Origin of the sequence: Pseudomonas sp. NY15374 (assembly GCF_048068255.1) — a bacterium.
Classification (GTDB): Bacteria; Pseudomonadota; Gammaproteobacteria; order Pseudomonadales; family Pseudomonadaceae; genus Aquipseudomonas; species Aquipseudomonas machongensis.
Genome location: NZ_JBLUPZ010000003.1, coordinates 548,364 through 561,181 on the forward strand (window position 1 = coordinate 548,364; position 12,818 = coordinate 561,181).

General features: G+C 61.8%; 13 protein-coding genes. 6 read left to right on the top strand and 7 right to left on the bottom strand.

The features are described 5' to 3' along the window. The first annotated feature begins 120 nt into the window (after positions 1-120). Entirely contained in the window at positions 121-651 is a 531-nt protein-coding gene (locus ACNFHO_RS10480; RefSeq protein WP_054892991.1) for a DUF3617 domain-containing protein, read from the top strand. Between the two features lie 4 nt (positions 652-655). On the opposite strand, the gene folE2 is transcribed toward ACNFHO_RS10480, so the two are convergent. Continuing rightward, positions 656-1,543, bottom strand: a complete 888-nt coding sequence (folE2, locus tag ACNFHO_RS10485; RefSeq protein ID WP_416766190.1) for a GTP cyclohydrolase FolE2 — start codon at positions 1,541-1,543, stop codon at positions 656-658. Positions 1,544-1,568: 25 nt separating this feature from the next. Then, complete coding sequence (locus ACNFHO_RS10490; protein WP_063541878.1) at positions 1,569-1,952, bottom strand: hypothetical protein; 384 nt, start codon at positions 1,950-1,952, stop codon at positions 1,569-1,571. A 113-nt stretch (positions 1,953-2,065) separates the two neighbouring features. Between ACNFHO_RS10490 and zigA the strand changes: the two genes are divergently transcribed. From zigA to ACNFHO_RS10505, 3 genes are all read left to right on the top strand, one after another. After that, positions 2,066-3,274 carry a zinc metallochaperone GTPase ZigA gene (gene zigA, locus ACNFHO_RS10495; RefSeq protein ID WP_197891740.1) on the top strand — a complete coding sequence of 403 codons (1,209 nt, stop codon included), beginning with the start codon at positions 2,066-2,068 and terminating at the stop codon, positions 3,272-3,274. Next, the gene (locus ACNFHO_RS10500) at positions 3,271-3,903 is read left to right on the top strand and encodes a DUF1826 domain-containing protein (protein WP_054892987.1); all 633 of its coding nucleotides are present in this window, start codon (positions 3,271-3,273) and stop codon (positions 3,901-3,903) included. Before zigA ends, ACNFHO_RS10500 begins: the two co-directional genes overlap by 4 nt. Before the next feature lie 84 nt (positions 3,904-3,987). Beyond that, on the top strand, positions 3,988-4,962 hold the full coding sequence (locus ACNFHO_RS10505) for a CobW-like GTP-binding protein (protein WP_416766191.1): 975 nt from the start codon (positions 3,988-3,990) through the stop codon (positions 4,960-4,962). On the opposite strand, the gene ACNFHO_RS10510 is transcribed toward ACNFHO_RS10505, so the two are convergent. Continuing rightward, positions 4,963-5,355: a DUF3301 domain-containing protein gene (locus ACNFHO_RS10510; RefSeq protein ID WP_063541870.1), complete on the bottom strand. Its 393-nt coding sequence runs from the start codon at positions 5,353-5,355 to the stop codon at positions 4,963-4,965. A 120-nt stretch (positions 5,356-5,475) separates the two neighbouring features. Between ACNFHO_RS10510 and pdxY the strand changes: the two genes are divergently transcribed. Beyond that, the gene (pdxY, locus tag ACNFHO_RS10515; protein ID WP_416766193.1) at positions 5,476-6,348 is read left to right on the top strand and encodes a pyridoxal kinase PdxY; all 873 of its coding nucleotides are present in this window, start codon (positions 5,476-5,478) and stop codon (positions 6,346-6,348) included. A 1-nt stretch (position 6,349) separates the two neighbouring features. Here the strand turns inward: pdxY and ACNFHO_RS10520 are convergent, their stop codons facing one another. Further along, positions 6,350-6,829, bottom strand: a complete 480-nt coding sequence (locus ACNFHO_RS10520; RefSeq protein WP_054892983.1) for an acyl-CoA thioesterase — start codon at positions 6,827-6,829, stop codon at positions 6,350-6,352. Positions 6,830-7,154: 325 nt separating this feature from the next. On the opposite strand from ACNFHO_RS10520, the gene ACNFHO_RS10525 reads away from it, so the two are divergent. Next, on the top strand, positions 7,155-8,915 hold the full coding sequence (locus ACNFHO_RS10525; RefSeq protein WP_063541866.1) for a cation:proton antiporter: 1,761 nt from the start codon (positions 7,155-7,157) through the stop codon (positions 8,913-8,915). 134 nt (positions 8,916-9,049) lie between these two features. Here the strand turns inward: ACNFHO_RS10525 and ACNFHO_RS10530 are convergent, their stop codons facing one another. From ACNFHO_RS10530 to uvrD, 3 genes are all read right to left on the bottom strand, one after another. Next, the gene (locus tag ACNFHO_RS10530; RefSeq protein WP_063541864.1) at positions 9,050-9,457 is read right to left on the bottom strand and encodes an SMI1/KNR4 family protein; all 408 of its coding nucleotides are present in this window, start codon (positions 9,455-9,457) and stop codon (positions 9,050-9,052) included. Between the two features lie 115 nt (positions 9,458-9,572). Beyond that, on the bottom strand, positions 9,573-10,424 hold the full coding sequence (locus tag ACNFHO_RS10535) for a Tim44 domain-containing protein (RefSeq protein ID WP_054892980.1): 852 nt from the start codon (positions 10,422-10,424) through the stop codon (positions 9,573-9,575). Positions 10,425-10,588: 164 nt separating this feature from the next. Next, on the bottom strand, positions 10,589-12,772 hold the full coding sequence (gene uvrD / locus ACNFHO_RS10540) for a DNA helicase II (RefSeq protein WP_416766194.1): 2,184 nt from the start codon (positions 12,770-12,772) through the stop codon (positions 10,589-10,591). Positions 12,773-12,818: the final 46 nt, after the last annotated feature.

The window sequence follows — 12,818 nt, forward strand, 5'->3', positions numbered from 1 at the left end:
CATTCCAAGAGCACTGCCGCCTAACAGAGCATGTTCCCGGGGCCACTTGCAACCCGCGGGCGAAAAAGACGTCTAACCCTCTGTCCGGCCTGTAGCCGGTATTTCGAGGAGCACTGATCCATGAAGATTCGTCTGCCACTGATTGCCCTGGCACTGGGCCTGGGCAGCCCGCTGCTGGCGCAAGCGCAGATGCTGCAACCCGGTCTTTGGGAGTTGACCACCAGCAACATGCAGGTCGACGGCAAGCCATTGCCCGACATGGCATTCATGCTCGGTCAACTGAAGAACCTGCCGCCGGAGCAGCGCGCCATGATGGAGGGTGCCTTGGCCAAGCAAGGCATTACCGTGGGGGGCAATGGAGTGCGCTCGTGCCTGACGCCAGAGCAGGTGGCTACCAATGATATTCCGCTGCAGGATCCGCAGTCGGGTTGCACGCAGAAGATCACCGACCGTCAAGGCAACGTCTGGAAGTTCCAGTTCAGTTGCCCCAAAGCCCAAGGCACCGGTCAGGCAACCTTCCTCAGTGATCGCGAATTCACCACCCAGGTCAGCGGCACCTTCAATGCCTCGGGCGTTCAGCAGCAGGGCAGCATGAACACCCGAGCGGTGTGGCTGGGTAATGATTGCGGGAACGTACGTCCACGCAGCTAGCGCCTCACCATTGCCACTGGCTGGCAGCCACTGCGTCGTGGGCATGCAGGCTTTCCGCATGTTCCACGCGCAGATCGAAGCCGGTGGCCCATTCCAGTTCGCGCAGCGCCAGGTGCACGCGACGCGCAGCATCTTCACAGAACATCAGGTTCTGACCATTGGCCAGGGCGAACGCCTGTTCGTCGGCTCTTTTCACGGCCGTCTGCACGGCGGTACCCAATGCGTTTTCCACGGTATCGATCAGCGCGTTGAGCGGAAGCGTTTGCAGGTTGTCCCGCAGACGCACCTTGATGAAGGCCTGGCTGCGCTGGCTGTGGGGCGTCGCAACGATACCTGCACTGCTGCCCAGCCATTGCAGGATGGCCTGTGGATCGAGCGTCTGGTTGGCGAAGTCCGTGAGAAACTGCTGCTGGATGAGCTGTCGCGCCAGCGCAGCGGAGCATGGGCAGGTGGATGAATAGGGGATTTCCACGTGTTGTTCCACGTGGAACATTTCGTTTTCGATGCGTGCATCAAGGGTGATCGGGTAGCGCTTCCAGCCCTCCAACGGGCTGACAAGCGCTGGACGCTTAATCAGATAGTCGAATTTCAGGCGCAGGTAGGCGCTGGACGAAAGCCCTTCATGGCTGTCGAGAAAGCGGGCCAGGAGCTGGCGCAATGCCAAGGGCGTCAGTTCGGTGTGCTCCAGTGCCTCCAGCGCAAGGTAAAGGCGCGACATATGGATGCCGCGCGATTCACCATCATCCAGGCTCACGCCGGCATCAGCCCAGGCGCTCAGGCGGTGCCCGTTCAGTTGCACAGGCAGGGCGATACCGCGCATACCGACCCAATCCAGGGGTTGGAGCTTGTGGCTGGTTTGTGCGGCGATGTCGGGAAGCATCAGGCTGGTCATCGATAGAGTCCATGAAGAAGGGGCTTCAGCGGCAACCTCCGATCAAGCTGCAATGCAGGTTGAAACGTTGGCCGCTTGAGCTGGATACGCGGTTCAGGGTGGTCCAGCCGACGCGCCGGCTGTAGCCCACCCAGGCTTCGCCGTCGCTGGCCAGGCCGGTGAAAAAGGTCATCTGTCCATAGCGGCTGTTGGTCTGCGCCCAGAGTCGTCGACTGTTGCTGTCATACCCGCGCAGATGAAAGTCTCGGCCTTCGGTTCGCACACTGTAGTAACTGCCTTTGCCGTCTTCGCACGCCAACAGCGTGGCGCTGCGGGTGCACAACGCCAGGCCGGGCTGTGGGATCGCAGCGTAGAGCGGGATGGGCACGGCAAGTGCCAGCAGCAATAGGGCGAGGTTCGAGTGCTTCATGTCCATCCTCTCGAGCAGCCGTTCGACAGACGCGGCTTGGCGAAATTGTATTGTTATATTATAACGTTGTGCAATGCATCGTTTCGAATGCGCTTTGCCCGATGAGGTTCACCATGACCAACCGTCTTCCCGTTACCGTGCTGTCCGGCTTCCTCGGGGCCGGCAAGAGCACGCTGCTCAACCATGTCCTGCGCAACCGTGAAAACCTGCGGGTTGCGGTGATCGTCAACGACATGAGCGAAATCAATATCGATGCCAGCGAGGTACAGCGTAATGTGAGCCTCAATCGCGCCGAAGAAAAGCTCGTCGAGATGAGCAATGGCTGCATCTGCTGCACCCTGCGCGAAGACCTGCTCGAGGAAGTGGCCCGGCTCGCCGACGAAGGCCGCTTCGATTACCTGCTGATCGAATCCACCGGTATTTCCGAACCACTGCCGGTGGCCGAAACCTTCACCTTCCGCGACGAACAGGGCCGCAGTCTCTCCGACATGGCGCGCCTGGATACCATGGTCACGGTGGTCGACGGCCTTAACTTCCTGCGGGATTACCAGGCGGCGGACAGCCTGGCCAGTCGTGGCGAAACCCTGGGTGAGCAGGACGAACGCTCCATCAGCGACTTGCTGATCGAGCAGATCGAATTCGCCGACGTGTTGCTGCTGAGCAAGATCGACCTCATCAGCCAGCACGAACGCGAGGAACTGACCGCGATCCTGCGCAGCCTCAACGCCCGTGCCCAGATCGTGCCAATGGTGATGGGCCAGGTGCCGCTGGAGCGTATTCTCGATACCGGGCTGTTCGACTTCGAGCAAGCGTCCCAGGCGCCGGGTTGGTTGCAGGAACTGCGCGGCGAGCATGTGCCGGAAACCGAGGAGTACGGCATCGCCTCGACCACCTGGCAGGCACGCAGGCCGTTTCATCCACAGCGCTTTTTCGACTTTATCCACAACAGCTGGAGCAATGGTCGGCTGCTGCGTTCGAAAGGCTTTTTCTGGTTGGCCAGCAAGTACCAGGAAGCCGGCAGTTGGTCGCAGGCAGGCGGCATGATGCGTCATGGGCTGGCGGGTCGCTGGTGGCGTTTCGTGCCGCGTGAGCAGTGGCCGCAAGATGAAGAGAACCTCGAAGCGATCCTCAAGCAGTGGACGGTCGATTCTGGCGACTGCCGCCAGGAGCTGGTGTTTATTGGTCAGAACATCGACTTCGCACGGTTATCCACAGAGCTTGAAGCGTGTCTGCTGACGGACGAGGAGATGGAACTCGGGCCGATGGCCTGGTTGCGCCTGAATGATCCGTTCGGCCCCTGGTATGAAGAGGCGGCAGCATGAAGGCGGCACCTCGGCTTGTGGATATCCGCCAGGCGTTCGGCGAGTCGCCGCAGGTGATGACAGAAATCCTGCAGGATGGCGTCAACCTGGCCGTGTGGCAGCGACGCTTACCGGCGCAGGTCGAGGACTTCGCGGCCCTGCTGCTCAATCTTGGCCAGCCGATGTCGGATGAGCGTGTGATGGAGGTGGATGAGCGTGAGCCACCGGTGTTGCATCGCTTGCTGCCCGAGGCGGCCGATCTGCACGGTTACGAAGGTTTTGTGGCTGACGTGTCGTGGTTGGTGGCGGCCTATACCTGCCTGCTGGGCGCGCGCCGCGTGGGCTTGCGGCTGAGGCTGCTCGACGGGGCGATGTGCCCGCGCTTTCATGTGGATCATGTCCCACTGCGTCTGCTGACCACCTATGCGGGCGCCGGCAGTGAGTGGTTGGAAGAAGGCGACATCGACCGCAGCCGCTTGCAGCTGGCCGAAGCACCTGTGGATAACATTCGGCGCTTGCAGGCAGGGGACGTGGCCTTGCTCAAGGGCGAGAAGTGGTTGGGTAACGAGGGGGCGGGGCTGGTGCACCGCTCGCCGCCGACGCCGCCGGGAGAGAAGCGGCTGTTGTTGAGTCTTGATTGGTTGGGGTGAGGGTTTTGCCCGCGAAGAGGTCCGTAAAGGCAACGAACCTGCATCCACGATAGACTGGCATCACGTCCACCTAGACTCTGAGCCATGTTGCAGCACATTCCCACCTACGTCATCGCCGGCCCACTGGGCGCAGGCAAGACCAGCCTGATTCGTCACCTGCTCGGTCAGCGCCCGGAAAACGAGCGCTGGGCGGTGCTGGTCAATGAGTTCGGCCAGATCGGCCTCGACGCTGCGCTGCTCAGCACCGATGCGGCCGGCGTTGCCATTGGCGAGGTGGCAGGCGGTTGCTTGTGTTGTGTCAACGGGGCGCCATTCCAGGTCGGCCTGGGGCGTCTGCTGCGCAAGGCCAAGCCCGACAGGCTGTTCATCGAGCCTTCCGGCCTCGGTCATCCCTTGCAATTGTTGGAACAGTTGAGGCACGCGCCCTGGATTGGTGTGCTGGATGTCCAGCCCTTGCTGATGGTGCTGGATGCTGCTGCCCTGGCGCGGGGTGAACCGCTGCCCGATGCGCAACAGCGCGCAGTGGCGCAGGCGGGGTTGTTGATTTTCAACAAGTCAGAAGATGTGGATGATGCACAGCGTCTGTTGATAACTGCGCCGTTTGGCGAAATCAGGGCGGTGTGGACGGATCATGCTGCGCTTGCCCTGGATAATCTGCCCATTCTGTCCACAGAGTCTTTACCCCCAGGCGATTTTTCCACCCTGCCTGTGGACAGTGCACTCGTCAACTTGGCTGCCCTGTGGACAGATCCGCGCCAACCCATCTGCCAGGCGCAGCAAGGTGAGGGCGGGTGGAGTGTTGGCTGGCGCTGGCATCCGAGCCAGCGCTTCGATGAGGCTGCATTGCGTGGCGTGCTCGCGCAATGGGCGTGGCGGCGAGCCAAAGGGGTTATCCACAGCACCCAGGGTTGGCAATCATTCAATGGCCTGGAGCGCGGTGTGCCTGAGTGGCGTTCAAGCGAATGGCGCAGGGACTCGCGTATCGAGCTGATCTTCGATCAGCCTCAGCCGTTGCAGCCCCTTCAAGCAGCCATCGAGCACTGCCGCGTAAACGGCTGATCAGTTGCGCCAGCGGTTGTGCTCCTGGCGCCATTGCTGCATTTCGATGACGTTATCGGTGCGCGGCGGGGTCTTGATCTCGAACGGGTAGGGTGCCAGTTCGATCTGTACGGTATGGGCGCCGAACTGGGTCACGGTGCCGGGGTGACGCTGTTCGCCGGTAACGGTGAACTCGAAGGCATAGACCCGTGCCAGACGCTTGCGGCCATTGGCATCGCGTATGAAGGCGATGCGCTTGAGCGCCACGGCGTCGTCGAGCAACTCCAGGTCGAGCTTCGCACAATGCTGCTTGACCCGTTCCAGCGCCTTCTCACGCAAGCCATGGTTGTGCCACAGCCAGGCGCCAGCCGTCGCCAACAGCATCAGGACGAACAGGTTCTCCAGGGTCAACATTTGCATATGCTCCAGACAGGTGGCTTCAGCTTAACTGCGTGCCTGGCCTGTCGTACAGGTGGCTTTCGGGTTCATACTGATCGACTTTCACTTATCCACACAGCTTCGGAAGTCTCCTGCATGAAACGTACACCGCACTTGCTCGCGATCCAGTCCCATGTGGTCTTTGGCCATGCCGGAAACAGCGCCGCGGTGTTTCCCATGCAGCGCATCGGCGTCAATGTCTGGCCGCTCAACACTGTGCAGTTCTCCAACCACACTCAGTATGGTCAGTGGGCTGGCGAAGTGCTTGCTCCGGAGCAAATTCCTGCGTTGGTGGAAGGCATTTCCAATATCGGCGAGCTGGGCCATTGCGATGCAGTGCTCTCGGGTTACCTGGGCAGTGCCGAGCAGGGGCGGGCGATCCTGGCCGGCGTCGAACGGATCAAGGCGGTCAACCCGCATGCGCTGTACCTGTGCGACCCGGTGATGGGGCACGCCGAGAAGGGCTGCATCGTGCCCCAGGAGGTCAGCGACTTCCTGCTTAAGCAGGCGGCGTCGGTGGCCGACATCCTCTGCCCGAACCAGCTCGAGCTCGACAGTTTCTGTGGTCGGCATGCGCAGTCGCTGGAAGATTGCGTGGCCATGGCGCGCAGCCTGCTGGCACGTGGGCCGCAGGCGGTACTGGTCAAGCACCTGGCCTACCCGGGGCGCGGCGAGGATGCTTTCGAGATGCTGCTGGTGACCCGCGAGCAGAGCTGGCACCTGCGTCGCCCGCTGCTGGCGTTTCCGCGTCAGCCGGTTGGAGTTGGTGACCTGACCTCGGGGCTGTTCCTGGCGCGGGTACTGCTGGGCGATTCGTGGCTGCAGGCCTTCGAGTTCACCGCGGCGGCGGTGCACGAAGTGCTGCTGGAAACCCAGGCCTGCGCCAGCTACGAGTTGCAGCTGGTGCGGGCGCAGGACCGTATCGCCCATCCGCGGGTGCGGTTCGAGGCGCAGGTGCTGGCGTTCTAGATCACTCGGTCTTCAGGTCCTGGTAGCGCTTCTCCAGCTCCTGGCGGATCTGGCGGCGCTGCTGGCCCTGCAGGAAGCGGCGCTTCTCTTCGCTGTTCTGTGGCTGACGTGGCGGCACCGCGACCGGGCGGCGATTGTCGTCGACCGCGACCATGGTGAAGAAGCAGCTGTTGGAGTGGCGAACGGAGCGCTCGCGGATGTTCTCGGTCACCACCTTGATGCCCACTTCCATGGAGGTATTGCCGGTGTAGTTGACCGAGGCGAGGAAGGTCACCAGTTCGCCGACGTGCACCGGCTCGCGGAAGATCACCTGGTCCACCGACAGGGTCACGACATAAGTACCGGCATAGCGGCTGGCGCAGGCATAGGCCACTTCGTCGAGGTATTTCAGCAGGGTGCCGCCATGTACGTTGCCCGAGAAGTTGGCCATGTCCGGCGTCATCAGGACGGTCATGCTCAGCTGGGCGTTTCCAGGTTCCATAGTGTGCTCACGGTGAGGTTGCGCTGAAACGGGGCGGGTATCTGCAGACACTTCTGTTCCCCTCTGTTGAGGTTTCCCATCCTGGAAACGGACGTCGCTCGACGGTCCGTCGTCACGCCGATCATGCCATTACCTCGCGCGCTTTTGCCGATCTGTTTCTACATATTGCACGGGCGTTTGACGAGCGGACGCGATGTTACCCTGAGTACGCCCATGCAACATGGGTGTTCCACCTTTCAACACAATTTGTACTAGCTGCTCGATCGGGGATGGCCTGGCAGAGGAGCGGTCTGCCCCCGTGCGTAGAGAAAAGGAGTGCCACGCCATGCATGCCATAAGCTTCATCCAGGATCTGGCCGTGATCATGCTGGTCGCAGGGGTGGTAACCATTCTTTTCCACAGGCTGCGCCAACCGGTGGTGCTGGGCTACATCGTCGCCGGTTTCATCATCGGCCCTCACACGCCGCCGTTCGGCCTCATCCACGACGAAGACACGATCAAGACCCTGGCCGAGCTCGGGGTGATCTTCCTGATGTTCTGCCTGGGCCTGGAGTTCAGCCTGCGCAAGCTGTTCAAGGTGGGGGCGACTGCCTTCATCGCTGCCTTCCTCGAAATCGTGCTGATGATCTGGATCGGCTTCGAGATCGGCCGCTGGTTCGGCTGGAGCACCATGGACTCGTTGTTCCTCGGCGCCATCCTGGCGATCTCCTCGACGACGATCATCGTCAAGGCGCTCAACGACCTGAAGATGAAGAACGAGCGGTTCGCGCAGTTGATCTTCGGCGTGCTGATCGTCGAGGACATCCTCGGCATCGGCATCATCGCCCTGCTTTCAGGCATTGCGGTCAGCGGTACGGTCAGTTCCGGCGAGGTGTTCTCCACCGTCGGCAAGCTTTCGCTGTTCATGATCGTGGCGTTGGTCATCGGCATTCTGCTGGTGCCACGGCTGCTGGCCTACGTGGCGAAGTTCGAGAGCAACGAGATGTTGCTGATTACCGTACTGGGGCTGTGCTTCGGCTTCTGCCTACTGGTGGTCAAGCTGGAGTACAGCATGGTGCTGGGCGCCTTCCTGATCGGTGCGATCATGGCCGAATCGCGCCAGTTGCTGAAGATCGAGCGCCTGATCGAGCCGGTACGCGACCTGTTCAGCGCCATCTTCTTCGTCGCCATTGGCCTGATGATCGATCCGCAGGTGTTGATCGACTACGCTTGGCCGATCGTGGTGATCACCCTGGCTGTGGTGTTGGGCAAGATGCTGTCTTGCGGCATGGGCGCCTTCATTGCGGGCAACGATGGACGTACCTCATTGCGTGTGGGGATGGGGCTTTCACAGATTGGCGAATTCTCCTTCATCATCGCTGCCCTGGGCATGACCTTGCAGGTCACCAGCGACTTCCTCTATCCAGTCGCAGTGGCCGTCTCGGCCATCACCACCTTGCTCACGCCTTACCTGATTCGTGCTGCGGATCCCCTGTCGATTCGCCTGGGCAAGGTGGTACCGCAGCGCTTGTCGCGGGTGCTGTCGCTGTATGGCGAGTGGTTGCGCAACATTCAGCCTCAAGGCGAGGGCGCCATGCTGGCGGCGATGATCCGGCGCATCCTGCTGCAAGTGGGGGTGAACCTGGCACTGGTGATCGCCATCTTCTTCAGCGGTGGTTACTTCGCGGTACGCATCGGCACCTGGTTGAGCGAATGGATCGGTGATGTCGGGCAGCAGAAGGCGGTGATCTGGGGTGCAGCATTGTTGTTGTCACTGCCCTTCCTGATCGCCGCTTATCGCAAGCTCAAGGCGCTGTCGATGCTGTTGGCGGAGATGGGGGTCAAGCCAGAAATGGCCGGGCGTCACACTCAGCGCGTGCGCCGCGTGATTGCCGAAGTGATTCCGCTGTTGTCGCTGCTGGTGATCTTCCTGCTGCTGTCGGCACTGTCGGCGAGCATCCTGCCGACCAACGAGCTTTTGCTGGTCATCGCCGTGGTCGCGGCCGTGGTGGTCGCGCTGCTGTGGCGCTGGTTCGTCCGCGTGCATACGCGCATGCAGATCGCCCTGCTGGAGACGTTGGAGAACAGCCGCGATCACTCGCATTGAGGGGTGATCGCTCCCTGCGCAAGACTTCATGGTAGTCCGAGGGGATCAGGCGGTAACGATGTCGCCAGGCGCAGAAAGCCTGGCGATTCTACGAGTAGTTAATGGCCATATGCCATTATTTTGCGTGTTCGGGTTCAGCTTTCCAGCCAGACGTCCCGCGCCCAGTGCCACACCGACTCCCAGCTTTCCTCGCCAACGATTTCTTCGTCGCCATCCCACAGCACCACCGTGCCGTCTTCCTCGACGCAGTAGTAACTGTCGCCGTCCTGGCAAAGGGGGATCAGATCGCGTGGTACGCCGGCATCCCAGGCATTGGCGGCAACATCAGGCAAGTAGGTGTGCGACTGCGGGTCGGTGACAGTGACCGGCTCGAGGGAGCCGTAGACCACGTCGCTGACGGTCAGCAGGAATTCCTTGAAGACGAAGGGAATGTTGATGAACAGTTGTTCTTCGATTTCGACCAGTTGGTCTTCGTCGGGAAGCTCCAGGGGCACGGGGACTGGCTCATTGGCTTCACGGAGTTGTTCGATCACTTCTTCCACAGTTCACTTCCTCTTACCTTGATGACAACGCTGCGCGTTATACCCTAGTAGCCCAGTGTGGCAAAAGCAAAAACCCCGGGACAGGCCCGGGGTTTTTCTGTGAAGCGCGTCAGAATCAGCCGTTCTGGCGGATACCGGCGAGCATCCAGGGCTGGTTCTCGCCCTGTGCACGCTCCATGTGCCAGCTTTCGCTGAAGGCCTCGCCCTGATCGAAGCGCGAGTTCTTCGATACGCCACGGAAGGTCAGGGTAGCGATGGTCTTGTCGGCGCGGTCGTCGACGCCTTCCAGTTGCACATCGAGGTCGTCGATGTAGGTGGACTGGAAGCCATCACCTTGCTCGGCACGCTCACGCTTGAGGAACTCGAGCATTTGCGGGGTAACGAACTCGGCGATCTTGTCCATCTCGTTCGCATCCCAGTGCTGCTGAAGCGTCTGGAAGTGGTTGCGGGCAGCGGCCAGGAAGCTCTGCTCGTTGAACCAGGCCGGGGCGTTGATGACCGGCGCGGCGGCGACAGGGGCGGCCGAACCACCGAAGATCGATTGCGCAGGCTGTTGTTGCACTTCACGCTGGTAGGGAGCGTGGCCGGCGGCTGCGGCAGCTTGCGGCTGCTGCTGGCGACGGCGCGCAGCGATGAAGCGGAAGACCAGGAAGGCGATCAGGCCCATGATCAGGAAGTCGAGGATCTGCATGCCCTGGAAGCCGTCTCCCATGAACATGGAGGCGAGCAGGCCACCGGCGGCGAGGCCGGCCAGAGGGCCCAGCCAGCGCGAAGCACCGCTGGCAGCGGCCGGTGCACGGCCTGGAGCGGTCGGCGCGGCGGCAGGCGTGGTTGGGGAGGCCTGGCGGGTCTGGTGCATAGGCGCAGCGCCCGAGCTCTTGCCACCGCCGAAGCGCTTGGCGTTGGCGTCGAGGCTCAGCGTCAGGCCGACGCAGAGCGCCAGTGCGATGCTAAGAAAACGTTGCATAAGATGGGATTTCCCGTTTTGTGGATTGCACGCGCGTCATGGTGCACATGATCTAGGAGACATGGCTAGCGCAAGAATGTTTCGAGCTTTTGCCTGATCCTGTAATCCGCGTCTGAATCTGGCGTCTGAAAGAGCGTTGCAGGACGAGTCAGCGCGACTCGTCCTCAGATCGCTTCCAGCTTGGCATACCCAAGCATCAGCCACTTGCTGCCTTCGTCGAAGTTCACTTGCACGCGAGCCTGTGCCCCGGACCCTTCAAAGTTGAGGATGACGCCTTCACCAAACACCGAGTGCTGCACGCGCTGGCCAAGGCTGAACGCCGTCTGCGGGATGTTGGCGTTGGCGAACAGGCTGCTGGCCTGGGTCTGCGCACCGCCGAAAGGACGGCTGACCGAATTGGACAAGCGTACTTCCTGAACCAGACCTGCCGGAATTTCCCGTACGAAACGCGACACCTTGTTGTACGTCTCGCTGCCATACAGGCGCCGGGTCTCGGCGTAGGTCATGATCAGCTGGCGCATCGCGCGGGTGATCCCGACGTAGGCCAGGCGGCGCTCCTCCTCAAGGCGGCCAGGTTCTTCCAGGCTCATCTTGTGCGGGAACAGGCCTTCTTCCAGGCCGACCAGGAACACGTAGGGGAACTCCAGGCCCTTGGCGCTGTGCAAGGTCATCAACTGCACACTGTCTTCGTGCTCGTCTGCCTGGGCGTCGCCGGCCTCCAACGAGGCGTGACCGAGGAATGCCGACAGCGGCGAAAGATCGGCATCTTCCTCAGTGGATTCGAAGTTGCGCGCAGCGCTGACCAGTTCCTCAAGGTTTTCTACCCGAGCCTGGCCCTTTTCACCCTTTTCTTCCTGGTGGTAGATGATCAGCCCGGACTGCTCGATGACGGTCTGGGTCATGGCGTGCAGTGGCATCTCCATGACCTTGTTCGCAAGGTTTTCCATCAACTCGATGAAGCCGCCCAGGGCACTGGCCGCACGGCCTTTGAGTGCTTTGGCAGCGAGCAGCTGGCACATGGCATCCCACATCGACAGCTGGCTGTGGCGGGCATGTTCGCGGATGGCTTCGACCGTCTTCTCGCCGATGCCGCGGGGCGGTACGTTGATCACCCGCTCGAGTGCTGCATCGTTGCCGCGGCCTTCGAGCAGACGAAGGTAGGCCATGGCGTTCTTGATCTCGGCGCGCTCGAAGAAGCGCTGGCCACCATAGATGCGGTAGGGGATGCGCTCACGCAGCAGGGCTTCTTCGAGCACCCGCGACTGGGCGTTGGAGCGATAGAGGATGGCGATGTCGCTGCGCGAATTGCCGTCCTTGATGATGCGCTCGATGCTTTCGACCACGTAGCGTGCTTCGTCGTGCTCGTTGTATGCCGCGTACAGGGTGAGGGGTTCGCCTTCGCCCAGATCGGTCCACAGCTCCTTGCCCAGGCGCCCGCTGTTATTGGCGATCAGGGCGTTGGCGGCCTTGAGGATGCCACTGGTGGAGCGGTAGTTCTGCTCCAGGCGGATCAGTTCGGCGTCGGGGAAGTCGGCGGTGTATTGATGGATGTTCTCGATCTTCGCACCGCGCCAGCCATAGATCGACTGGTCGTCGTCGCCCACAGCCATCAGGCTTTCGCCACCGCCGGCCAGCAGGCGCAGCCAGGCATACTGCACGGCGTTGGTGTCCTGGAATTCGTCCACCAGCAGGTGGCGGAAACGGCGCTGGTAGTGCTCGAGCAGGCCGGGGTTGTCGCGCCACAGGTCGAGGGCGCGCAGCAGCAGCTCGGAGAAGTCGATGACCCCGGCGCGCTCGCAGGCCTGCTCATAGGCTTCGTAGATGCCGCGCATGGTCGCCAGGAACAGGTCGCCGCTGGCCTGGATGTGCTGCGGGCGCAGGCCTTCGTCCTTCTGGCCGTTGATGAACCACTGGGCCTGGCGTGCCGGCCAGCGCTGCTCATCCAGGCCCATCTCGCGGATCACTCGCTTGATCAGCCGCTGCTGATCGTCGCCGTCGAGGATCTGGAAATTCTGCGCCAGGCGCGCTTCCTGCCAGTGGGCACGCAGCAGGCGGTGGGCCAGGCCGTGGAAGGTGCCGACCCACATGCCAGCCGGGTTGATGCCCAGCAACTGCTCGATACGGTGACGCATCTCCGCGGCGGCCTTGTTGGTGAAGGTCACCGACAGAATCGAATGCGGCGAGGCCTGTTCGACCTGGATCAGCCAGGCGATGCGGTGCACCAGCACGCGGGTCTTGCCCGAGCCGGCGCCCGCGAGCACCAGTTGACGCCCACGCGGGGCTGCTACGGCCTGGCGTTGGGCATCGTTGAGGGAATTGAGCAGTAGGGAGAGGTCATCAGTGTGCATCCGGCCATTCTAGGTTGGCGCGGGGGCTGCGGGCAAATGGTCGGGC